Source organism: Oceanotoga sp. (assembly GCF_030445905.1).
Taxonomy (GTDB): Bacteria; Thermotogota; Thermotogae; order Petrotogales; family Petrotogaceae; genus Oceanotoga; species Oceanotoga teriensis.
In genome coordinates this window covers 99,971-121,429 of sequence record NZ_JASUSU010000001.1, presented here as the reverse complement: position 1 = coordinate 121,429, position 21,459 = coordinate 99,971, and the positions used below count along the sequence as shown (strand labels likewise).

The window sequence follows — 21,459 nt, the reverse complement described above, 5'->3', positions numbered from 1 at the left end:
CTTTCATTATTTATTATCTTTTATATTTTTTTGTTTTTTTTAATTTCTATGAATTATCATGAAATATTCACTTAAGCGTATTTTATAGAGGGAGGAAAGTTTATGAGTAAAATTGCATTTCAAGGTGGTTTGCTCATAGATGGAACAGGAAAAAATCCTGTTAAAGAATCTATATTACTAATTGAAGATAAAAAAATATTATATGCAGGTCCAAAAATATCTTTTGGGAATGATTATGAAATATTTAATATCGAAGATAAAATAATAATGCCAGGTATAATAGATACTCATCTTCATTTTAGTGGCAATAAAACTGATAATGATAGTGAATGGGTTTTAGAACCTGATATTCAAAAAACTATTGTAGCAGTGGCTCAAGCAAAAGAATCTTTGTATCATGGTTTAACCTCAGTAGGAGAAATTTCAAGATCTGGAATTCATATAAGAAATATGATAGAGGAAGGAATTATAGAAGGACCAAGAGTTGTTGCTACGGGTCTTGGTTTTTGTCGAACTTCTGGTCATGGTGACTCTCATGAATTACCCTTAAATTTAAATAAAAAATCACATCCTTGGGCGGAACAAGTAGATGGACCTTGGGATTTAAGAAAAGCTATAAGAAATAGGCTCAGAGAAAATCCTGATGCAATAAAAATTTGGTCTACAGGAGGAGGCATTTGGAGACATGATAAAAAAGCTGATCCTCATTATTGTATAGAAGAAATTACAGCCGTAGTTGATGAATGTAATATGGTAAATATTCCAGTATGGTCCCATGCTGAAGGATATGAAGGTGCTTTAAATTCATGTAAAGCAGGTGTATCTGTTATAATTCATGGTCAAGAATTAAATGAAGAATGTCTTGAAATAATGAAAGAAAAAGATATAACTTTTTGTCCTACTTTACAATTTTTTTATGAATGGTTTAAAGTTTATGAACCCCCTTATAGACCTATCCATGATCATTATGAAGGAAATACAATAGCTGAAAAAGAATTAAACAGAATTATAGATAATCTTCAAAATGCTAAGAAAAAAGGAATAAGAATAACAGTTGGTTCAGATTCATTTTGTAGTAGCTTAACACCTTATGGAAAATATGCCATAACTGAAATGTATGCACTAAATAAAGCCGGTTTTTCAGAGATGGAAGTTATAGTAGCTGCTACAAAAAATGGTGCTGAGATGTTAAATATAGACGATATAACAGGTACTTTAGAAAAAAACAAATATGCAGATTTAATAATTTTAAATTCAAATCCTTTAAAAAATATCAAAAACATTTCTGTTGAAAATATGCAAGTTATAATGAAAGAAGGAAAATTTATTAAAAATTCACTTTAAAAAAGTCGTACAAATGTACGACTTTTTTTATTTAAATATAGCAATCATATAAAAACATCTTACTATTTTTATTTAAATTATTACTTTTATTGAAATCACTAAATACATTTATTTTTTTAAATCCAGCCTTAAATATTAATTCATCTAATTCTCCAAAATCATATAATTTCAAACGAAAATCCATTTCTTCTTTGGCCAATAGATTATTTTCATCATATAATTCATATATGCTTGGTGTAGATAATATTTTATTTTTTTCATCATAAAAACTTTTACTTTTAAAAACTAAATCATATCCTTCTTCTGTTTTCACACTATTATTTTCAAAATAATTTTGTTTATCATAAACTACATTTGCAGTTGTTTCAACAGCAAAAACAAAATTTCCTCCTTCATTCAAAGACTGTTTCATTTTAATAAGTAAATTTTCAACATTTTTTTCATCGAGAAATAAAGAAAATGATCCCGATGTAATAAAAATATAATCATATTTTTCTTTTGGTTGATAATTTTCCATGGAGCTCTTAAAGCTTTTTACATTTGGAACTTTTTTATATAATTCTTTTAACATTTCTTCGGACATATCAAATCCTGTAATATCAAAACCTTTTTCATAAAATGGCACAACAAATCTTCCACTTCCACAAAGAGGTTCTAATATTTTCTTATTCTGTTTTGCATAGCTCAAATAAAATTGCAATTCCTCTTCTTCTACATAAGGGTGCAATATTTCATACATTTTTGTACATAAATTTCCATAATAGTTAATCATTTAATGATATCCTTTCATCTATTATTTATTGAATGCAAAAAGCATCCCCATTTGTAAATTTATTCATATTAAGTAAACAAAAAAGGATGCTTTTATTTGAAATTAATTTATTACTTTTATTTCATAAGTTAATTTTGCTGAAGCTTTAAATATTGCTGCTGCTCCACAATATTTTTCTTGAGAGAGTTTAACAGCTCTTTCAAGTTTATCTATAGGTAAATTATCTCCCTTAAACTCGTAGACCATATGAATAGTTTCGAATATTCCTGGATCCTCATCTCTTCTATCTGCATCTATTTTTATATTGAATTCTTCATATTCAACTTTCATCTTCTCAAGTATCATAGAAACATCTATTCCAGAACAACCTGCAAGTCCTGTCATAAGATATTCAAATGGTCTTGCTGCAGTATCTCCTCCACCTATTTCTTTTCCTGCATCAACATGTATATCATGTTCTGATGCCGTTCTTGAATAAAAATGTCTTGGTGATATTTCTTTAAATTCATAATATTTTTTCATATTATACCCCCTATACCTATTTTCAATCATATTATATCATAAAAATTTAAAAAATTAAAATATTTCAGTTTTAATGTTAACTATTAATGTTAAAAAGCTTTTAATAACTAAATAAAAGAAAAATGGTAAAATTATAATAAAAATGGAGGTGTAATATGAAAATATTAATATCTAATGATGATGGAATTATGGCACCCGGAATAAGAGTTTTAAAAGAATACTTAGAAAAAGAACATGATGTATATGTTGTTGCTCCTGATGTGGAGAGAAGTGCAACAGGTCACGCAATAACTATTAGAAATCCTCTTTGGGCAAAAAAAATAAGTTTTGGAAATAATTTTTTTGGTTTTGCGGTAAATGGTACTCCCGCTGATTGTGTAAAACTTGGATTACAAGCTATATATAAAGATATTGATTTTGATATAGTTATTAGTGGAATAAATAAAGGAGCTAACCTTGGTACAGATATATTATACTCCGGTACCGTATCAGCGGCACTCGAAGGAGCCTTAAGTGGAAAACCATCAATAGCAGTATCTTGTATCGATTTTAATCAACCAAATTTTGAAGATGCCGCTAAAATAATACTTGATATATTAAAAAAATTAGATCCTAAAGAAATTCCTGAATTTACAACATTGAACATAAATGTTCCTAATATACCCTATGATGAAATAAAAGGATTAAAAATTACAAGACAAAGTAAAAGAAGATATAATGATTATTTTGAAGAGAGAAAAGACCCTTATGGAAATTCATACTATTGGATGCTTGGAAAAGTAATTGAAGATGATGATGAAAATTATTCTGATTATTACTGTGCAAGAGATGGTTTTGTTTCTATTACTCCTATAACTGTATTTTTAACAAATACTGATTTCACAATTCCTTTAAAAAACATATTGGGGGTGAGATGATGAATTTTACTGTTAGAATAATAGGAGATCCAATTTTAAGAAAAACTACTAAAGATATAGAGAAATTTGATGATAGTTTAAAAGAATTAATACAAGATATGTTTGACGAAATGTATAAATCAGATGGAGTGGGACTTGCAGCACCTCAAGTAGGAATCTCAAGAAGTTTTTTTGTCATGGATGATGGAATTGAAAAGAGAGCAGTAATAAATCCTAAAATTCTAAATTTTTCTGAAGAAGAAATTATTTATGAAGAAGGATGTTTATCAATTCCTGAAATATTTGCTGAAATCTCAAGACCAAGAAAAATCTCTGTAGAATATCAAAATCCGGAAGGTAAAAAAATTAAAGAAGATTTAGATGAATATACTGCAAGAATATTTCAACATGAGTTCGATCATTTAAAAGGAAGACTTTTTACAGATAAGCTTTCAGTGGTATCAAAAGCAAGAATAAAAAAAGATCTTTTAAAATTAAATAAAGAAGGACAAAAAATATTTAAAGAGCATGGTGAATTAGAAATATGAAAAACAAAAAAATAGTTTTTATGGGAACTCCTGAATTTTCTTCTGAAATTTTAGAATATTTGTTAGAAAATAATGTTAATATAATTGGAGTTTTTTCTCAAGAAGATAAACCAAAAGGAAGAGGAAGAAAAATTCAACCAACTCCAGTAAAATTGATAGCTAATAAATTTAATATACCTGTATTCCAGCCTAAATCTATAAATATCGGTGAAGGATTTCAAAAATTAAAAGATTTAGATCCTGATATGATAATAACGGTGGCTTTTGGAAAAATATTAAAAAATCAAGTTATAAACCTCCCAAAATACGGTTGTTGGAATGTTCATACTTCATTATTACCAAATTATAGAGGAGCTGCTCCGATGCAAAGAGCTATTGAAAACGGTGAATCTGAAACTGGTATAAGTATATTTAAAATAGTAAGAGATTTAGATGCTGGACCTATAGCTTGTAAAAAAAATATAAGAATTGATTTGAATGATAATTTAGAAGATGTTTATAATTCATTACTATATACTTCAAAAGAATTATTATTAAATTTCTTATCCAATTATGAAAATATCAAGTTAGAATATCAAGATGATGAAAAAAGTTCATATGCTCATAAAATAAGTCCAGAAGACTTAAAAATATCTTTTAAAAATAATGTTTTCGATATTCATAATAAAATAAGAGCTTATGATCCATATCCAGGCGTAAAAGCTTTTATAAATGGTGAATCAGTAAAAATATTCGGTAGTTTTTTAAACCAAGATTATAAAAATATTAAAGATATTCCAGGAAAAATATTATCATCAGATGAATCTGGAATATCAGTATCTTGCAAAGATGGTTATTTAATAATAAAAAACATTCAATTTCCTGGTAAAAAGAAAATAACTTCAACCGATGCTTTAAATGGTCATAAAATAAAAATTGGAGATATATTTGAATAAAAAAAACTTAAATTAAAAAATATATTCGTTTGATATGATACCTCCAAAGTAGACAAGTAATTAGTAAAAATTACAAAACTGCTTTGGAGGTATTTTTCATTTTATATGTCAAATAATTTTTTTGCGTTTTGAAACACTATACTTTTTAATTCTTCAATATTAATATTTAAAACATCTGCAGCTTTTTCATATACATATGAAACCTTAAGTGGATCATTTCTTTTTCCTCTAAAAGGTTTGGGAGGTAAAAAAGGAGAATCTGTTTCGAAAAGTATTCTATCAATAGGAATATTTCTTATAGTTTCTCTCAACTCTTCATTTTTCGGATAAGTAATTGGACCATCAAACCCTAAATAATAACCAAGATCTAAAAATTTTTTAGCTATTTCATAATTTCCCGAAAAACAATGAACAACTCCCTTTAAATCTGAAAATTTAGATTTGTTCAAAAAATCATACATTTCTTTATAAGCATCTCTAACATGAAATATAACAGGTATATCATAATTTTTAGCCAATTCAAGTTGCATTTCTAATGCTTTATATTGTTTATTTCTATCTGTATCCCAGTGAAAATCAAGTCCTATTTCACCTATTGCAATAACTTTTTCACAAGGCAAAAATAATTTCAACTGTTCAATACTATCATAATTAAAATTTTCAGTTTCGGTAGGATGTACCCCTACTGTTATAAAACCATTTTTAAAGTTTTTTGAATATTGATAAAGATATTCAGAACTTTTCATATCGATAGCAACTTCTATGAAAAACTCTAATTCTTCTTCCATAATTTTTAAAAGATCCTCCCTATCTTCATCAAAATTTTCAAGTGTTACATGACAATGAGTATCTATAAACTTCAAAAAAAACACCTCCATTTATAATATAGATTATCAAAGTTATATTTTATTTATTTTAATGTTTTGAAAATCTTTATCTGATAAAATTAAGTTTGATATTTATAAAATATCAAAAATTAAAATTTTTTTAAATGAGGGGTGTACAAATGAAAAAAAATTTATTAATTTTCGCAATTGTTTTAATCTCTTTAATCTCGTTTTCAGAAGTATATGTTATCTTATATCATCGTTTTAATGATGATAGATATCCATCAACATCTACTTCAACAGAAGATATAGAAATGCATTTAAATTATTTTAAAGATAACAATTATAAAATGCTTACTCCAGAAGAGTTTCAAGATTATATTGATAAAAAAATAGATATTGAAAAAGGAGTATTAATAACCATAGATGATGGTTATAAAACTACTAAATACGCTTATGACTTATTTAAAAAATATAATATACCTTTTATGTTGTTTATAAATACTGACAATGTTGGTTATCCAGATTATTTAACTTGGGAACAATTATCTCAAATGAATAAAGATGATATTGTGACTCTTGGCTCACATTCTGCCAAACATGATAATTTTGTTTATATGTTAAAAACAAAAGGAAAAGAATTTACTTTAAAATTTTTTGAAGATGATTTAAAAAAATCTATAAAAACTTTTCAAGATAATATAAAATTCACTCCAAAACATTATGCTTATCCTTATGGATATTATACAACTGGAATGGATAAAATATTAGAAGAGAATGGTATATCTTATGCTTTTAGTATGGATTATGGACCATTTATACCAGAATATAGCAAATATTATATACCAAGAGAACCCTTAACAGAAGATTGGGCTTATAAATCTCATTTAAATTATGTTATGAATAGAAAAGCTTTAAAAGTAAAAGATATATATCCTGAAGAAATTCCTATTGATGAAGAATTTAAAATTTCTGCATCAGTTGATTTGAATTTTCATAATCCCATACTATATATATCTCAAGAAGGTATAATTCCTAATTATGTAAAAGATGATAATATATATTCAAAAGATTCTTATAAGATAAAAAAAGACAATAATAAAATAGCTTTATTTTTAAGAGATGAAAATAATATAGAACATGTTAAATATTGGCTTCTAAGACCTATTAAGGAGTTGAATTAATGAATATAAAAAATATATTAGCTTATGGAATCATAGGATTTGGAATTATTTTAATTGGATATTTTATAATAACTACACCTGCAAATATAATAATTCAAAATAATGAAGAACTTAAAAAAATTCCTGAAAATATTGAAAAAGAACTAAATAATAATTCAAAAATAATGATTGAAAAAGATAAAATCTCTTGGGAATATAAAAACTTTGAATCATGGAAAGATATAGAAAAATATTTTAATGATATCGATTATACTTTAAATACCAAAGAAATTCCCACATTAATAATTGAAAGTTTTCCAGAAAATTTTAAAAATATACCCGATGTAAACAAAAAAAAAGAGATGTTTGTTCAAATAGTTTTACCTATAATATTAAAAATAAATGAAGAAATTTCTTTTGAAAGAGATAAATTATTTTTTTATATAAAAAATGATATGAATGATGAAATAGAAATTTTAAAAGAAAAATATTCCGCAAAAAATATTGAAGATTTAAAAATAAAAATCAATACAATCCCAGTACATATAGCAATAGGTCAATCTGCTAAAGAATCTGGTTGGGGTAGTTCAAGATTTACCGTCGAGGGAAATAACATATTTGGTGAATGGACGTTTGAACCTGGAACTGGTATTGTTCCATCTGGAAGACCAGAAGGAGCTACTTATGAAGTTAAAAAATTCGATAATATAGAACAATCTATGAAATCATATGCAGAAAAACTCAATACTTTAGATTATTATGAAGATTTTAGGCTCATAAGATCTGGAAAAATTAAAGACAAAAGATATGAAGATGGACTTTTGTATTATTCACAACAGAGAGAATTATATGTATCTTCTTTAAAAAGTCTTATAGATTCTAATAACTTTGAAAAATATTCTGATTACTATTTAGAAGTACAGAATAATGAATAAATATGATAAAATTGAAATGAGGGAAAACATAATGAAAACATTCGTTTTTGATTTAGATGGCACTTTATTAAATAGCAATTCAGAAATAAGTAAAAAAAATATCGAAGCCATGAAAATGATTATACAATCAAAAAATCAATTAATCTTAGCAAGTGGCAGAATGCTTATTTCTATGAAAAAAATAATAGATAAATACATACCATTTATAAAAGGTATTTCACCAATAATATCTTACAATGGTGCCTATATAATAGATGAAAAAGATAAATTAATTTATGAATCTATAATAGATAAACAGGTCGCTGTTGATTTGATAAACCATTTGAGAAATATAAAATCCCATAGACAAATATATGTAAAAGATGTACTGATAAGTGAAGAAGAAAATGATTTCATTGAATTTTATTCAAAACATGCAAATGTTGATTATAAAATAGTGAAAGATTTAAATGATTTCATTATGCAAAAAGACAATGATCCATTGAAGATCTTATGTATAGATGATGAATTAAAAATAAGAGAAATAGAAAATGAAATTCAAAATAAATTTTCAAACAAACTCAATATAGTTCTATCATTTAAAAACTTCTTAGATATTATGTCCAAAGAAGCCTCTAAAGGAAATGCCATCAAAAAAATATCTAAGATATATAATATAAATTTTGAACAATTATATGTTTTTGGAGATTCAAACAATGATATATCTATGTTTGAAATTACAAACAATTCTTTTACTTTGAATAATGCCAACAAAAATGTTAAAAGTGCTGCAAAGCATATTTTACCCTCAAATGATGAGGATGGTGTTTATTATGCAGTTAAAAAAATACTTAATGATGATAATAATTTTGATGATTGGATTGACCATCAAAGCTGATGAATTCGAACTAATAAATATTTATAAGGAAAATATAGGATTTATATATGATAAATTAGAACCCATAAAAAAATCAGAAGATCTAATATATGGTTATATTTTAAATTTAAAAGAAATAGATGATGATTTATCTTATCTTTCTCTTGGAAGTGTCAAAAATTATGATCTAATAGAAAAATTAAGTATCGATATTGGAATAAAAATAAAAAGTTATGGTTTTGATTTTATAATATTTGGAAATTTAGAAATACTCAAAAAAGATACTGAAAACCCTTTAAATTATATAGGAAAGTCTCCATATATAAATTCTGAAATAATGTATAGAATGATACGTGGATTCGAAACTTCTGGTTTATATCCAATTATAAATGTAGGGTCTAATGATGATAAATCATTTATAGATTCTTTATTACAAAAAACAGGTTCTTTTTTATCTTATTCTGATACTTTAAAAAATGTCGATATCTATAAATCAGATAATATATACACATTATTAAAAAACTATAATTTAAAACTACCTTGGACTTTGAATAATAATAATTTAGATGAATCATTATTAAATATTTATAAAAATTCAATAGTAATTAGTGGTCATTTAAAAGGTGAAGAAGAAATCTTATTGAATAAAATAAATAATTCAAATTATAAAAAAATAACTTATTTTTCAAATAAAGTAAAAGATTTAGCAGAAAAAACCCTTAGAGGGGAAATACTACCCACAGGAAATAAAAATTGGTAAATAAAATATTGGGGGCTGAAAAATGGAAAGCTTAGAATTAAACACTTCTGGTAAAATAGTTGTAAATGGACCACAAACTGCCAAAGGTGATATATATATTTCTGGAAGTAAAAATGCTGTGTTACCTATAATGGCTGCATGTTTATTAACAGATGAAAAAATAACTCTTGATAATGTACCCGATCTTGCAGATGTTAGTACTATGATAGATATACTTGAAAGTGCTGGAAAAGTAGTAGATAGAATAGAAGATAAATTAATAATAACAAGTACATCACTCGAAGATTTTGAAATTCCTTATGAACCAGTAAGAAAAATGCGTGCTTCTTTTAATGTTTTTGGGCCATTAACTATAAAAATGAAAAAGGCAAAAGTAGCATTACCTGGAGGTTGTTCTATAGGAGTAAGACCTGTAAATTTTCATCTTGAAGGACTTAAAAAACTTGGTATAGAATCTAAAATTGAACATGGTTTTGCATTATCAAAATTCAATGGTGCTGAAAAGGAAGTAAATATATCTTTAAAATTTCCAAGTGTTGGAGCTACTGAACATATAATTACAACAGCAACTTTAATATATGGAACCAAAACAATTATAAGCAATTGTGCAATGGAACCTGAAATTTCTGATTTAATAGATTTTTTAAATGCAATGGGTGCAGATATAATTGGTAAAAATACTTCAACAATTACAATAAATGGAGTTGATAAACTTCATGGTTTGAATTATAGGGTTATTCCAGATAGAATAGAAGCTGGAACTTATGCCATAATGGGAGCTTTGATAGGAGATAATTTAACTATACATAATATTTGTTATGATGATTTAAGAATATTATTCTCAACATTTGATGATATAGGTATAAATTATGAATTAAACAAAGAAGAAAAAACATTAAAAATATCTAAAATAAAAAATAATAATTTAAATAATGTTATATTAAAAACAGAACCATATCCAGGATTCCCAACTGATTTACAACCACAAATTTCAGTATTATTATCTTTAATAAAAGGAAAGTCTACTATAACAGAAACTATTTTTAAAAGTCGTTTTAATCATATTGATGAATTAAATAGAATGGGAGCAAATATAAGACTCGAAGATAATACCGCCATAATAGATGGAGTTGATAAATTAACGGGTGCTCCGATTGAAGCAACAGATTTAAGAGCTTCTGCAGCACTTTTAATAGCTGGATTATTAGCTGAAGGAGAAACCATTATATCCAATGTAGATCATATATTTAGGGGTTATGAAAAGTTAGAAGAAAAATTAAATAAAATGGGTCTAAAAATGACTTATATTGACTAAAAGACGGCCAAAGGCCGTCTTTTAATTATAAATATAAATATTTAAATAATTCAAAATATAAATACCAATTCACTTTATTATCCATTTCATAAAAATTTCTGAAATATCCATCCGCATATCTTCTATTTTTTGTATTAAAAATTTTTATACCCATTTTTATTCCATCATAAGAAAAATAATTATCAAATTCAAAAGAATTTATAAAGTTGAAACTATTATTAAAATCAAAATAATAATTAAATTCAGAATAAAAATTATCTTCAAATTTCATTTTAAACCCTGGATTTATCATAAAATTGAAATCATCCTCAGCTTTATCATAAAAATATTTAAAAATAAAGAAAATATTATTACCAGACCCTATTCTATAATTTTTCTTATAATTTAAACTATATAAATAATCTCCAGTTTCAAGGTTTATAATAAATTTATCCAATAAAAAATCATTCCATTTACCAGAAAAATAAAAAAAATCAATTCCTAAAGTTAATGAAGTAGCCTCATTAGAACTTATCCCTTTAAAATCATATTCTTTTTTCATAAAATGGTCATAACCTTTAGTTGAAACACCAAATAATTGATTTCTTAAATATATATTTATATGTGGTGTTATTATAAAATTTTTTAAATTTATATTATTTCTATAATATGTATCACTAAAATAATATAAATCTACTTTTTTTAATTTTTGTTCATATGGAATTTTATAAATTAAAGTATCAATTTTATTTTTTTCTGAAGAATTGTTTTGTGATTCAAAATCTATTATTTCAAGATTATAATATCCATTGATCTCTTCATCTATATAAAGAATATCATAATCATATTTCCATTCAAAAGAATTTATAGTTTTAAATCCTTTTAAAAAACCATTTTTCCTACTTATATTAAAATCAAATTTAATATTTTTTTGATCTAATTTGATTTTTTCTTCCCTTACGCGATCATAATCATAGTAATATTTTATAAATGTTTTATCTTTTTGATTTTTTATTTCAATACCTTTTTTAAAATTTTCATAAGAATTTTCTTGAGATTTATTTTCAAATTTACTGACATATTCTTTCTCTTTATTAATATAAGCAATATTTATTTTAAGATAATTATTATTTTTAGTTGCATCATGAGTTATACCAAATTTATCATTTTTTAAAATTTTTTCATATTCAAAATCATAATTATAATTATTTTCTAATTTAATATCTTGAAGATATTTCCCATTCAAATCTTCATAGTATATAAATAAATCTTCTAAATATTTTTTCATGGGATAAATTCTAAATTGGCTTTCATTAAATCCCAATTTCAAATTAGCAAACTCCGCCTCAAGTAATGTATAATCAAAAATACTATAATATTTTTCTTCTTCTGCCCTTTTATATTTTAACCCTAAATTTACAGTAAATGTTGGTTCAAATGTAAAAGGGATTCTTATTTCATTTGTAGTAAAATATATATCAAAGTTTGTCCATGCGTCTATACCATCTGGATTTAAATAAAGTTTATATTTATTCATAAAATAAGAAGGATTTATATCATATGAAAAACAAAACATAAAAATACTTATAAAAAGAAATAAAAATATTATTCTTTTCAAATTTATCTCCCCATTTTTAATTTATAAAATAAAACCCGGCTATTAGCCGGGTATATTATATTAAATTATTACATTTCAAAAGATACTTTGAAACCAAATAATGGTTTTGCATCTTTTTCATTAACTTTAAATTCTGAATAAAGTTTGTATGTTAATAATTCATAGTCAGCTTCTACATATGGTTTAATTTCATAAACTGCTTTTGCATCTTTTTCAAGTAATACAGGAACAACTGCATCTACCCCAACCTTGTAGTCTTCCATGAATTTATAAGATACTTCTGGTTTATATGTTAATAATGTATCTACATCTTTTTGCATAACCATTTCAAATTTGTTATTGAATGTTAATGCGTCATAATTTAAATTAAGTTCTGGTTTATATGTTGTTTTTGTATCTACATCTTTTTCCATGTTTAATATAACTTCATTTTTGAAGTCAACTTTTCTATCAGCACCATCAAAAGCATATCCTATGTTAGCTTTTGCTTTTAATGTGTTTGTAGCAAAGTTGCTTTCTGTTTTATAATAACCTTCAACAAATAATGTTACAGGCATAGAAACTAATTTATCTACGTTTGAATTTAATTTTGCTTCAAGAACCATATTTGTTGCGCCTTCTGTTAAAGCTTTTGCTTTAAATTCAGCGTATATTGCTTTTTCCATATAATTAGCTGTAGCTTTTAAATCCATTCCTATTGTAGGTGTTGTTTCATGTGTAGCTACATACATAACAGGAGTTACAACAAATTCTAAGTCGTTCATTTTACTTGTTAAAGCTGCTGACATTCCAACTCTTGATTCTACAACTTTATGTTTACCATAAGTCAATTTTAAAGATAATGCATCTGAAAAATTAGCTTTATGATAAGCATAGAAATCTGTACCTTCAAGTTTTCCAAAATCATTCAATGATTCAGAAGCTATTGTTACTTTCCAACCTGTTTTTTCTCCATCTTTTGCAACTGAAAAACCTAATCCTTTTGCCCATCCACTGTCGATACCAAATGTATCTTCCATACTTAATTCTTCTTGATATTTGAAATCAAAATGTCCTTTACCTGAGATTTTCCATTCAGGTGTGCTACTAGCAAATGCTGCTAATGCTAATACTGCTACCATTAAAAAAGCTAATACTTTTTTCATTAAACCAAACCCCCTTTAATAAGTTTAATTTTTTTTGGTTTGAGCTTACTCAACTAATTATATCAGATGTACCAATAAATTGTCAATAGTAAATTATGTAAAAATCCAGATTTAATAGTTATTTTAACAGATTTTACAAAATTATTTTGCTACTGGCATGAAAATTCCTGCAACGCCTAGACCTACACCTGCTAAAGCAACAACCCATAATAAAATGTTGTTATTACCTTCAACAGACTTTATTCTTTCATCTTGTGCATTAACTTTTTCAGTTAAAGCTTCTATTTTATCTTTATTTTCTGCTGTTCTCAATGTTACTGCTGGAAGTGCTTCTAAGAACATTGAATTTTCATCAACTTTTGACTCTAATGTAGATATTTTTTCTGCATTTGCTTTAGCCATTGCATTAGCTCTATCTGTTTCATCCATCAAATACAACATATCTTCTGATAATGAATCACCCATATTTTTTGCTCTGAAAGCTGATTTTTTTACATTATCATAAGAAGCGCTAACATCTGATAAAAGTTTTTCTCTTCCATTTACTGATTCTTCAAGTTGTGCAACTTTATCTTCTAAAGAAGATATATTTGAATTTGTTTCATCGATTTTATCAAAAGCATCATATTTTAACTTTAATATAGCTCTTGTAGTTCTTGCTTTATACTCATCATAATCACCAATTTTTCCTGACAATTCTTTAACGACTTTTTCCATTCTATCTATATCTTCGTATTTAGCAATCATAGGTGAATTTTCTAAGTACATAATAGCTCTTGTAAACCATACTGATGCTTCAGATCTTGTCAAAGATTCAAAACCATTGAAAGTATCCTGATCTACAGGTATAACTCCCTTATCTACAAGATTTGTAACATAATCATATGCCCAGTGATCCTCTTTAACGTCTTTGAATCCTCCTGCAAACGCTGCAACAACAACTAATAATGCTACTAATACAGCTAATGTTTTTTTCATTTGTTTTACCCCCTTTTATAAAGTGTTTAATATTTTATATCCATTTTATTATACTACATTTTCGACTTTTTTCAAAGACAGAAACTTCACTTAATTTTTATTTTAAAGAAATTTCTTTTACCTATTCTTAAAATTTCTCCACCTTTTAAAACTAATTCCTGTTTGAAATCATCTACTTTTTCATCATCTATTTTTACTCCACCCTGTTTTATTAATCTTTTTATCTCAGACTTGGATGATAAAACTTTTGAATTTTCAACTAAATCTACTATATTTATTTCGGGTACTGTTTCTAAATCTTCTATATCATCTGGTATATCATTTTTTTGAAAAACTTTTATGAATTGTTCTTTTGCATCATTTGCAACTTCTTCAGAATGAAACATCTTTATTATTTCTATTCCCAAAAACATTTTAATATCTCTTGGATTTACTTCATTTTTTTCCATCTGATCTTCATATTTTTTTATTTGTTCTGGATCTGTGTTTGTTAAATATTTCATATATTTAATTATCAATGTATCAGGTATAGACATTATCTTACCAAACATATCTTTTGGCGTGTCTGTAAATCCTATATAATTATCATAAGATTTACTCATTTTTAAATGTCCATCTGTACCTTCAATTAAAGGCATAGTCATAACTATTTGTGGCTTTTTACCAGCTTCTTCAAGTAATCTTCTACCCATTAAAAGGTTGAATAACTGATCAGAACCTCCCATCTCAACATCGGCATCTATCATTATAGAATCATGACCTTGAGCTAAAGGATATAAAAATTCAGATATACTTATTGGTTGATTCTCTTTATATCTTTTATTGAAGTCATCTCTTTCAAGCATCCTTGCAACTGTAAGTTTAGAAGCAAGTTTTAAAACATCTTCAAAGTTCATCTCATCAAACCATTCACCATTGAATCTAACTTCAGTCTTTTCTTTATCCAGTAACATAAAAACCTGTTCAGTATATGTTTTTGAATTCTCAATTACTTCTTCTTTAGTTAACATCGGTCTGGTTTTAGATCTTCCTGAAGGATCTCCTATTCTCGCTGTAAAATCTCCAATTATTAAAACTACTTTATGACCTAATTCTTGGAAAAGTTTTAATTTTCTAAGCACTACGGCATGACCAAGATGTAGATCCGGTCTTGAAGGATCTACTCCTAATTTAATTCTTAATTGTTTTCCTGATTTTAATTTTTCAAGCATTTCTTCATCTGATATAAAGTCTATAGTATTTCTTTTAATTAATTCTAATTGTTCTTCAACGCTTAACACGTATATATCCTCCAATCAATTCAACATCTTATACTAATACCATAGTTGTCAAAAAACATGATAACATAAAGAATATTCCTAACCATAAAGCCCATTTAGCTGAAGTGTCAAGTCCTTTTTCTCTTCCAAAATGTGCTTGAGATGCTCCACCACCAAAAGCTCCACCTAATTCAGCATTTTTTTGCATTCTTTGCAATGAGAAAAATATTACACCTACTGCTAAAATAACATGTACAATAACCATTATAATTGCTAAAGCACTCATATAATTACTCCTCCTTATATTGTATATATTTCAAAATAAATTATACAATAATGCATCTTTATTTTCAAGTTTTATTGAGTTTATAAACGTAATAAACTCTAATTGGTTTAATTATAACAGATTATTTTTCATTTTATATTTAAATTAATTAAACAATTTTATATTATAATCATAAATATTTAATAGTTTTTATTTATAATTGATTATAAATGAATTAGATAATTATTAAATTAAATTATAAAATGAATATTGGTACAGGAAACGATTTCATTATAGTATTACAGGAGGAGCATTTAAATGTCTATAAATTATAATTCTTATCCAACTATAAAAGATGTTGCTAAAAAAGCTAATGTTGGTATAGCTACAGTTTCAAGAGTTTTAAATAATTCTGAGAAAGTAAGTGAAAAAACCCGTAAAAGAGTTCTTCAAATAGTTGAAGATTTAGGATATTCTCCAAATTTACATGCACGTTCTTTATCATCTAAAAAAGGTAATTCTGTATCTTTGGTTGTACCAAGTATAGGAAACGAAGTTTATGCCACCATTTATTCGGCACTTGAAAAAGAGCTTTCGAAAAAAGGTTATAGAATGATAGTCTTTCCACTTATGGATAATTTATCTTTACAAAAAATAAAACAAAAAACAGATTTAATATATCAAACTGATGGAGTTTTTATAGCCTCATTATGTATAAATAAAATATTTAAAGATAATCCTCTAAATAAAAAAATAGTTTTAATCGATTCTTTTGATGAAAGATTTGATTCTGTTCATATAGATAATTTTGAAGTGGGAGTAAATGCAGCTAAATATTTATTACAAAAACAAAAAGATGATTCTGACTTCTTTTTAATCTCATATAAAGAAGTACAAGATGAATTCACTTCAACCGTATTTGAAAATAGAGATAGAGGATTTGTAGAAACTCTTGAGAAAAATGGTAAAAAGCCTAATATAATATATACTGATTTAAATTGGGATAGCGGATTTAAACTTGCTAAGAGAATAGCTTCAAAGAAAAAGCATAATCTAATATTTTCAACTGCTGATAAGATTGCTTTTGGATTGAAAGCTTTTTTTGATCAAAATATATATACACCTGATGAAGACTATAACATGATTTCAGTCGATGATCTTCCTTTTAGTAAAGTCACTGGATTAACCACAATAAGACAACCTTTTGAAAAGATGGCTAAAGAAGCTACAAATCTTTATTTTTCTTATATTGAAGGAAATGAAGATATAAAAAATATTAAATTAAAAACAAAATTGATTATAAGAGAAACCTAATTAAAATCCTTCATTTTCGAAGGATTTTTTATTTTTAGATATATAATCTGCAATATTTAATCATAATAACTTATAAATATGTTTGTTTTTTTATTCATAAAAAATTAAAATAGAAATGTAATCCATTACATGATTTTTCTTTTTTGCTTTTCAAATAATGTAATCCATTACATCACAGGAGTTGATAATATTAATGAGTAAAATACAAGATGTGGCAAATTTAGCTGGTGTATCTGTTGCAACTGTATCAAGGGTCTTGAATAATAGCCCAAAAGTTTCTGCAAAAACAAGATTAAATGTAATAAACGCTGTAAAAGAATTAAATTATGAACCTAATCTTTTGGGTAGAAATTTAAGAAGATCTGAAACTAAAATGATTCTTGTTTTATTACAAAATATTTCTAATCCATTTTATTCAAAAGTTATAAAAGGTATGGAAGATTATGGTCATAAGAATAACTATAATGTCATGTTTTGTAATACTGACTCTAATATTGAAAGAGAAAAAAAATATCTTGATTTATTAAAAAATAAATTAGTTGATGGTGTTATATTTATGGCTCCAGAAATTGATACATATACTATGAATACAATCGGCAAAAACTATCCATTAATTCAATGTTGTGAATATCTTGAAAATTCACAAATAAGTAGAGTTTCAATAGATAATGAAAAAGCCGCTTTTGAAGCCGTTGAATATTTGATAAAAAATGGTCATAAGAAAATAGGTTTAATTAACTCTAAAAAGCCTCATCAATCTTCTAAAGATAGGGAAAAAGGTTATAGAAGAGCTTTGTATGAAAATAATATACAAATCGATGAATCTTTAATAAGATATGAGAGTTATGGATTTAAAGGTGGAATAAATGCCATAAAGAGTTTTGTTGATGAAAAAAAAGTTCCAGATGCTTTGTTTACTGTCTCAGATATTATTGCAATTGGTGCCATTAAAGCTTTGAAGAGTTTTAATGTTAATGTGCCAGATGATATTTCTATAATAGGTTTTGATAATCTAAGTATTTCATCTATGTATGATCCCATTTTAAGCACCGTTTCTCAACCAAGATATGAATTGGGTAATAAAGCTATGGAATTAATTATAGAAATAATAAAAAACAAAAAAAATATTATAAAAAATGTTGTTCTTAACCATCAATTATTGATAAGAGAGTCAACCAAAAAGGAGTGATTTCAATGGCAAGAATTGTAAATGTAGGAATAATAGGTTGTGGTGGAATTGCCAATCAGAAACATCTTCCATCATTATCTAAGTTATCAAATGTTAAAATAAAAGCATTTTGTGATATTATACCTGAACGAGCTGAAAAAGCCTGTAAAAAATATGGCACTGAAGATGCTAAAGTTTATGAAAACTATAAAGATCTAATCATTAATGAAAAGGATATAGAAGTAATACATGTTTGTACTCCTAATATATCTCATTCAGAAATTACTGTTTTTGCTTTAAAAAATGATAAGCATGTTATGTGTGAAAAACCAATGGCAAAAACTTATAATCAGGCCATTGAGATGGTGAAAGCAGCAGAAGAAACTGGAAAAAAATTGACTATTGGTTATCAAAATAGGTTTAGACCAGATTCTTTATATTTAAAAAAAGCATGTAATAATGATGAACTTGGAAATATATATTTTGCAAAAGCTCATGCAATAAGAAGAAGAGCAGTTCCAACATGGGGTGTTTTTTTAGATGAAGAAGCTCAAGGAGGAGGACCTTTAATAGATATAGGAACTCATGCTTTAGATTTAACTTTATGGATGATGAATAATTATAAACCTAAAATGGTTGTTGGAAATACTTTTTATAAACTAAAAGATCAAAAGGAAACAGCCAATGCTTGGGGTGATTGGGATACTGAAAAATTTACAGTTGAAGATTCAGCTTTTGGTTATATTGTAATGGAAGATAATTCCACAATATTTTTAGAATCTAGTTGGGCTTTAAATACTTTAGATATTGGTGAAGCAAGAACTACTTTATGCGGAACAAAAGCAGGTGCAGATATGAGAGATGGACTCAGAATAAATGGTGTCAAATATAATAAACAATATGTAGAAAAACCTGCTTTAACAGAAGATGGTGTAGATTTCTATGATGGTACACAAGATAGTCCTGCAGATTTAGAAGCAAAGAAATGGATTGAATCTATTGTTGAAGATAAAGAACCTGTTGTAAAACCTGAAGAGGCATTAGTTGTAACTCAAATACTTGAAGCTATATACGAATCTTCAAAAACAGGAAAACCTGTTTATTTTAAATGAGGTGATTATATGAACATTCCTATTTCAGTACAATTATATACATTAAGAGAGTTTAATAAAAATGATTTTTTGGGTACCCTTAAAAAAGTTTCTTCTCTTGGATATGATGGTGTTGAATTTGCTGGATATTATGATTTAAGTGCAGAAGATCTTTCTGATAATTTAAAAAGATTAAATTTAAAGCCATTTGGCTCTCATGTGTCATTTGAAAATTTGAAAAATAATCTTAAATATGAGATTGATTTTAATAAAAAAATAGGTAATAAAAATATTATATGTCCATGGGCAAAATTTGATTCTATAGACGATTGGGCTTCTTTTTGTAAAGATCTAAATTTTATTGGAAAAAAATTAAAAGAAAACGGATTACAACTTTTTTATCATAATCACGATCATGAGTTTAACACAATAGATGGAAAATATATTTTTGATTTTATTTATGAAAATACAGATGAAAATTTAGTAAAAGCCGAAATAGATACATTTTGGGTTTATAAAGCTAATGTAGATCCATTAAAATTAATGAATAAATATAAAAATAGATGTTCTTTAATACATATAAAAGATATGAAAAATGATTCTAAAAAAAGTTTTGAAGCTATAGGTGAAGGAATTATTGATATTGAAAGTATTATAAAATATGCTAAAGATATTGATATTGAAACGTTAATAGTGGAAAATGATGATCCTAAACCAGATGGGCTTAAAAATATTTCTATAAGTATAAAGAATCTTTCAAAAATGGCTATTTTAAAGGAGTGAAGAATATGAAACTTGGTGTTTTTACAGTAGTTTTAGGAAGTAAAGATCTTGATTCTGCTTTAGATTATTTAAAAAAATTAGGTGTTCAATCTGTTGAAATTGGTGCAGGAGGTTATCCAGGGACTAATCATGCAAATCCAGATTTACTTTTAAATAATTCTAATGAATTACAAAAATTTAAAGATACTATAAATAAGTATGAAATGTCTATAAGTGGTATTAGTTGTCATGGAAATCCTGTTCACCCTCAAAAAGAAATTGCCAATAAATTTCATACAGAGTTCGAAAAAGCTATACTTTTAGCTGAAAAACTTGGTGTAGATACTATAAATGGATTTTCTGGTTGTCCAGGAGATTCTAAAAATTCTATGTATCCTAATTGGGTTGTATGCCCATGGCCAGAAGATTTCTTAAAAATACTAGATTTTCAATGGAATGATATTCTTATTCCTTATTGGGAAAATGAAAGTAAGTTTGCTAAAGATCATGGTATTAAAAAAATTGCTTTTGAAATGCATCCTGGTTTTTGCGTTTATAATCCTGAAACATTGTTGAAATTGAGAAATTCAGTCGGAGATATAATAGGTGCAAATTTTGATCCAAGTCATTTATTTTGGCAAGGAATAGATCCTGTAGAAGCTATAAAAGAACTTGGAAGTTCTATTTATCATTTTCATGCAAAAGACACTAAAATAGATAAAAGAAATACTTCTGTAAATGGTGTATTAGATACAAAACATTATGGTGATGAAATAAATAGATCTTGGATTTTTAGAACTGTTGGTTATGGTCATGATTATCAAACATGGAAAGATATGGTAAGTGCTTTAAGATTGATAGGATATGATGGAGCACTTAGTATAGAACATGAGGATAGTCTTATGTCTGGAAATGAAGGTTTAAAAAAAGCTATTTCATTTTTAAAAGAAGTTTTAGTATTTGAAAAAACTAATGATATGTGGTGGGCCTAAAGCTCATCACATTCT

General features: G+C 26.0%; 22 protein-coding genes. 14 read left to right on the top strand and 8 right to left on the bottom strand.

Annotated elements, in window-relative coordinates; genetic code table 11:
- The first annotated feature begins 102 nt into the window (after nucleotides 1–102).
- Nucleotides 103–1,344: an amidohydrolase family protein gene (locus PWP28_RS00630; RefSeq protein ID WP_109604123.1), complete on the top strand. Its 1,242-nt coding sequence runs from the start codon at nucleotides 103–105 to the stop codon at nucleotides 1,342–1,344.
- A 31-nt stretch (nucleotides 1,345–1,375) separates the two neighbouring features.
- Here the strand turns inward: PWP28_RS00630 and PWP28_RS00625 are convergent, their stop codons facing one another.
- Both PWP28_RS00625 and PWP28_RS00620 read right to left on the bottom strand, forming a co-directional pair.
- Nucleotides 1,376–2,116 carry a bifunctional 2-polyprenyl-6-hydroxyphenol methylase/3-demethylubiquinol 3-O-methyltransferase UbiG gene (locus tag PWP28_RS00625; RefSeq protein ID WP_109604122.1) on the bottom strand — a complete coding sequence of 247 codons (741 nt, stop codon included), beginning with the start codon at nucleotides 2,114–2,116 and terminating at the stop codon, nucleotides 1,376–1,378.
- Nucleotides 2,117–2,218: 102 nt separating this feature from the next.
- Entirely contained in the window at nucleotides 2,219–2,638 is a 420-nt protein-coding gene (locus PWP28_RS00620) for an OsmC family protein (RefSeq protein ID WP_109604121.1), read from the bottom strand.
- Nucleotides 2,639–2,793: 155 nt separating this feature from the next.
- On the opposite strand from PWP28_RS00620, the gene surE reads away from it, so the two are divergent.
- Genes surE through fmt form a run of 3 tightly spaced genes read left to right on the top strand, consistent with a single transcriptional unit; the run spans nucleotide 2,794 to nucleotide 5,017 of the window.
- On the top strand, nucleotides 2,794–3,555 hold the full coding sequence (gene surE / locus PWP28_RS00615; protein WP_109604120.1) for a 5'/3'-nucleotidase SurE: 762 nt from the start codon (nucleotides 2,794–2,796) through the stop codon (nucleotides 3,553–3,555).
- Nucleotides 3,555–4,082 (top strand): peptide deformylase, encoded by a 528-nt coding sequence (gene def / locus PWP28_RS00610; RefSeq protein WP_109604119.1) that lies wholly within the window; start codon nucleotides 3,555–3,557, stop codon nucleotides 4,080–4,082. The genes surE and def overlap by 1 nt, the downstream gene beginning before the upstream one ends.
- The gene (gene fmt / locus PWP28_RS00605) at nucleotides 4,079–5,017 is read left to right on the top strand and encodes a methionyl-tRNA formyltransferase (protein ID WP_109604118.1); all 939 of its coding nucleotides are present in this window, start codon (nucleotides 4,079–4,081) and stop codon (nucleotides 5,015–5,017) included. Before def ends, fmt begins: the two co-directional genes overlap by 4 nt.
- Nucleotides 5,018–5,118: 101 nt before the next feature.
- Here fmt and PWP28_RS00600 read toward each other — a convergent pair whose 3' ends face one another.
- Nucleotides 5,119–5,880, bottom strand: coding sequence for a TatD family hydrolase (locus PWP28_RS00600; RefSeq protein ID WP_308644045.1), 762 nt, complete (start codon nucleotides 5,878–5,880; stop codon nucleotides 5,119–5,121).
- A 143-nt stretch (nucleotides 5,881–6,023) separates the two neighbouring features.
- On the opposite strand from PWP28_RS00600, the gene PWP28_RS00595 reads away from it, so the two are divergent.
- Genes PWP28_RS00595 through murA form a run of 5 tightly spaced genes read left to right on the top strand, consistent with a single transcriptional unit; the run spans nucleotide 6,024 to nucleotide 10,873 of the window.
- On the top strand, nucleotides 6,024–7,028 hold the full coding sequence (locus PWP28_RS00595; RefSeq protein ID WP_308644044.1) for a polysaccharide deacetylase family protein: 1,005 nt from the start codon (nucleotides 6,024–6,026) through the stop codon (nucleotides 7,026–7,028).
- On the top strand, nucleotides 7,028–7,942 hold the full coding sequence (locus PWP28_RS00590) for a glucosaminidase domain-containing protein (protein ID WP_264150369.1): 915 nt from the start codon (nucleotides 7,028–7,030) through the stop codon (nucleotides 7,940–7,942). The genes PWP28_RS00595 and PWP28_RS00590 overlap by 1 nt, the downstream gene beginning before the upstream one ends.
- A gap of 31 nt (nucleotides 7,943–7,973) precedes the next feature.
- Nucleotides 7,974–8,819, top strand: coding sequence for an HAD family hydrolase (locus PWP28_RS00585; RefSeq protein WP_308644043.1), 846 nt, complete (start codon nucleotides 7,974–7,976; stop codon nucleotides 8,817–8,819).
- Nucleotides 8,755–9,558 (top strand): hypothetical protein, encoded by an 804-nt coding sequence (locus PWP28_RS00580; protein ID WP_109604113.1) that lies wholly within the window; start codon nucleotides 8,755–8,757, stop codon nucleotides 9,556–9,558. The genes PWP28_RS00585 and PWP28_RS00580 overlap by 65 nt, the downstream gene beginning before the upstream one ends.
- Nucleotides 9,559–9,580: 22 nt before the next feature.
- Nucleotides 9,581–10,873: a UDP-N-acetylglucosamine 1-carboxyvinyltransferase gene (gene murA, locus PWP28_RS00575; RefSeq protein ID WP_109604112.1), complete on the top strand. Its 1,293-nt coding sequence runs from the start codon at nucleotides 9,581–9,583 to the stop codon at nucleotides 10,871–10,873.
- Nucleotides 10,874–10,898: 25 nt separating this feature from the next.
- Here murA and PWP28_RS00570 read toward each other — a convergent pair whose 3' ends face one another.
- The 5 genes from PWP28_RS00570 to secG all read right to left on the bottom strand — a co-directional run bounded on the left by PWP28_RS00570 (nucleotide 10,899) and on the right by secG (nucleotide 16,138).
- The gene (locus PWP28_RS00570) at nucleotides 10,899–12,470 is read right to left on the bottom strand and encodes a hypothetical protein (protein WP_264150372.1); all 1,572 of its coding nucleotides are present in this window, start codon (nucleotides 12,468–12,470) and stop codon (nucleotides 10,899–10,901) included.
- Nucleotides 12,471–12,538: 68 nt separating this feature from the next.
- Entirely contained in the window at nucleotides 12,539–13,615 is a 1,077-nt protein-coding gene (locus PWP28_RS00565) for a hypothetical protein (RefSeq protein ID WP_308644042.1), read from the bottom strand.
- A 141-nt stretch (nucleotides 13,616–13,756) separates the two neighbouring features.
- Complete coding sequence (locus PWP28_RS00560) at nucleotides 13,757–14,593, bottom strand: S-layer homology domain-containing protein (RefSeq protein WP_109604109.1); 837 nt, start codon at nucleotides 14,591–14,593, stop codon at nucleotides 13,757–13,759.
- Nucleotides 14,594–14,679: 86 nt separating this feature from the next.
- Nucleotides 14,680–15,873, bottom strand: a complete 1,194-nt coding sequence (gene tyrS / locus PWP28_RS00555) for a tyrosine--tRNA ligase (protein ID WP_264150375.1) — start codon at nucleotides 15,871–15,873, stop codon at nucleotides 14,680–14,682.
- Between the two features lie 28 nt (nucleotides 15,874–15,901).
- Nucleotides 15,902–16,138, bottom strand: a complete 237-nt coding sequence (gene secG, locus PWP28_RS00550) for a preprotein translocase subunit SecG (protein ID WP_109604107.1) — start codon at nucleotides 16,136–16,138, stop codon at nucleotides 15,902–15,904.
- Between the two features lie 297 nt (nucleotides 16,139–16,435).
- On the opposite strand from secG, the gene PWP28_RS00545 reads away from it, so the two are divergent.
- The 5 genes from PWP28_RS00545 to PWP28_RS00525 all read left to right on the top strand — a co-directional run bounded on the left by PWP28_RS00545 (nucleotide 16,436) and on the right by PWP28_RS00525 (nucleotide 21,444).
- Nucleotides 16,436–17,431, top strand: coding sequence for a LacI family DNA-binding transcriptional regulator (locus PWP28_RS00545; RefSeq protein ID WP_308644041.1), 996 nt, complete (start codon nucleotides 16,436–16,438; stop codon nucleotides 17,429–17,431).
- 193 nt (nucleotides 17,432–17,624) lie between these two features.
- The gene (locus PWP28_RS00540) at nucleotides 17,625–18,620 is read left to right on the top strand and encodes a LacI family DNA-binding transcriptional regulator (RefSeq protein ID WP_308644040.1); all 996 of its coding nucleotides are present in this window, start codon (nucleotides 17,625–17,627) and stop codon (nucleotides 18,618–18,620) included.
- Nucleotides 18,621–18,625: 5 nt separating this feature from the next.
- Nucleotides 18,626–19,711 (top strand): Gfo/Idh/MocA family protein, encoded by a 1,086-nt coding sequence (locus tag PWP28_RS00535; RefSeq protein ID WP_264150377.1) that lies wholly within the window; start codon nucleotides 18,626–18,628, stop codon nucleotides 19,709–19,711.
- Between the two features lie 9 nt (nucleotides 19,712–19,720).
- Nucleotides 19,721–20,473 (top strand): sugar phosphate isomerase/epimerase, encoded by a 753-nt coding sequence (locus tag PWP28_RS00530; RefSeq protein ID WP_109604103.1) that lies wholly within the window; start codon nucleotides 19,721–19,723, stop codon nucleotides 20,471–20,473.
- Between the two features lie 5 nt (nucleotides 20,474–20,478).
- On the top strand, nucleotides 20,479–21,444 hold the full coding sequence (locus PWP28_RS00525) for a sugar phosphate isomerase/epimerase (protein WP_109604102.1): 966 nt from the start codon (nucleotides 20,479–20,481) through the stop codon (nucleotides 21,442–21,444).
- Nucleotides 21,445–21,459: the final 15 nt, after the last annotated feature.

Excerpts from the sequence above, each read along its gene's own strand:
- PWP28_RS00630 (WP_109604123.1), top strand. The coding sequence starts at position 103 with ATGAGTAAAATTGCATTTCAAGGTGGTTTGCTCATAGATGGAACAGGA.
- PWP28_RS00625 (WP_109604122.1), bottom strand. The coding sequence starts at position 2,116 with ATGATTAACTATTATGGAAATTTATGTACAAAAATGTATGAAATATTG.
- PWP28_RS00620 (WP_109604121.1), bottom strand. The coding sequence starts at position 2,638 with ATGAAAAAATATTATGAATTTAAAGAAATATCACCAAGACATTTTTAT.
- surE (WP_109604120.1), top strand. The coding sequence starts at position 2,794 with ATGAAAATATTAATATCTAATGATGATGGAATTATGGCACCCGGAATA.
- def (WP_109604119.1), top strand. The coding sequence starts at position 3,555 with ATGAATTTTACTGTTAGAATAATAGGAGATCCAATTTTAAGAAAAACT.
- fmt (WP_109604118.1), top strand. The coding sequence starts at position 4,079 with ATGAAAAACAAAAAAATAGTTTTTATGGGAACTCCTGAATTTTCTTCT.
- PWP28_RS00595 (WP_308644044.1), top strand. The coding sequence starts at position 6,024 with ATGAAAAAAAATTTATTAATTTTCGCAATTGTTTTAATCTCTTTAATC.
- PWP28_RS00590 (WP_264150369.1), top strand. The coding sequence starts at position 7,028 with ATGAATATAAAAAATATATTAGCTTATGGAATCATAGGATTTGGAATT.
- PWP28_RS00585 (WP_308644043.1), top strand. The coding sequence starts at position 7,974 with ATGAAAACATTCGTTTTTGATTTAGATGGCACTTTATTAAATAGCAAT.
- PWP28_RS00580 (WP_109604113.1), top strand. The coding sequence starts at position 8,755 with ATGCAGTTAAAAAAATACTTAATGATGATAATAATTTTGATGATTGGA.
- murA (WP_109604112.1), top strand. The coding sequence starts at position 9,581 with ATGGAAAGCTTAGAATTAAACACTTCTGGTAAAATAGTTGTAAATGGA.
- PWP28_RS00565 (WP_308644042.1), bottom strand. The coding sequence starts at position 13,615 with ATGAAAAAAGTATTAGCTTTTTTAATGGTAGCAGTATTAGCATTAGCA.
- PWP28_RS00560 (WP_109604109.1), bottom strand. The coding sequence starts at position 14,593 with ATGAAAAAAACATTAGCTGTATTAGTAGCATTATTAGTTGTTGTTGCA.
- secG (WP_109604107.1), bottom strand. The coding sequence starts at position 16,138 with ATGAGTGCTTTAGCAATTATAATGGTTATTGTACATGTTATTTTAGCA.
- PWP28_RS00545 (WP_308644041.1), top strand. The coding sequence starts at position 16,436 with ATGTCTATAAATTATAATTCTTATCCAACTATAAAAGATGTTGCTAAA.
- PWP28_RS00540 (WP_308644040.1), top strand. The coding sequence starts at position 17,625 with ATGAGTAAAATACAAGATGTGGCAAATTTAGCTGGTGTATCTGTTGCA.
- PWP28_RS00535 (WP_264150377.1), top strand. The coding sequence starts at position 18,626 with ATGGCAAGAATTGTAAATGTAGGAATAATAGGTTGTGGTGGAATTGCC.
- PWP28_RS00530 (WP_109604103.1), top strand. The coding sequence starts at position 19,721 with ATGAACATTCCTATTTCAGTACAATTATATACATTAAGAGAGTTTAAT.
- PWP28_RS00525 (WP_109604102.1), top strand. The coding sequence starts at position 20,479 with ATGAAACTTGGTGTTTTTACAGTAGTTTTAGGAAGTAAAGATCTTGAT.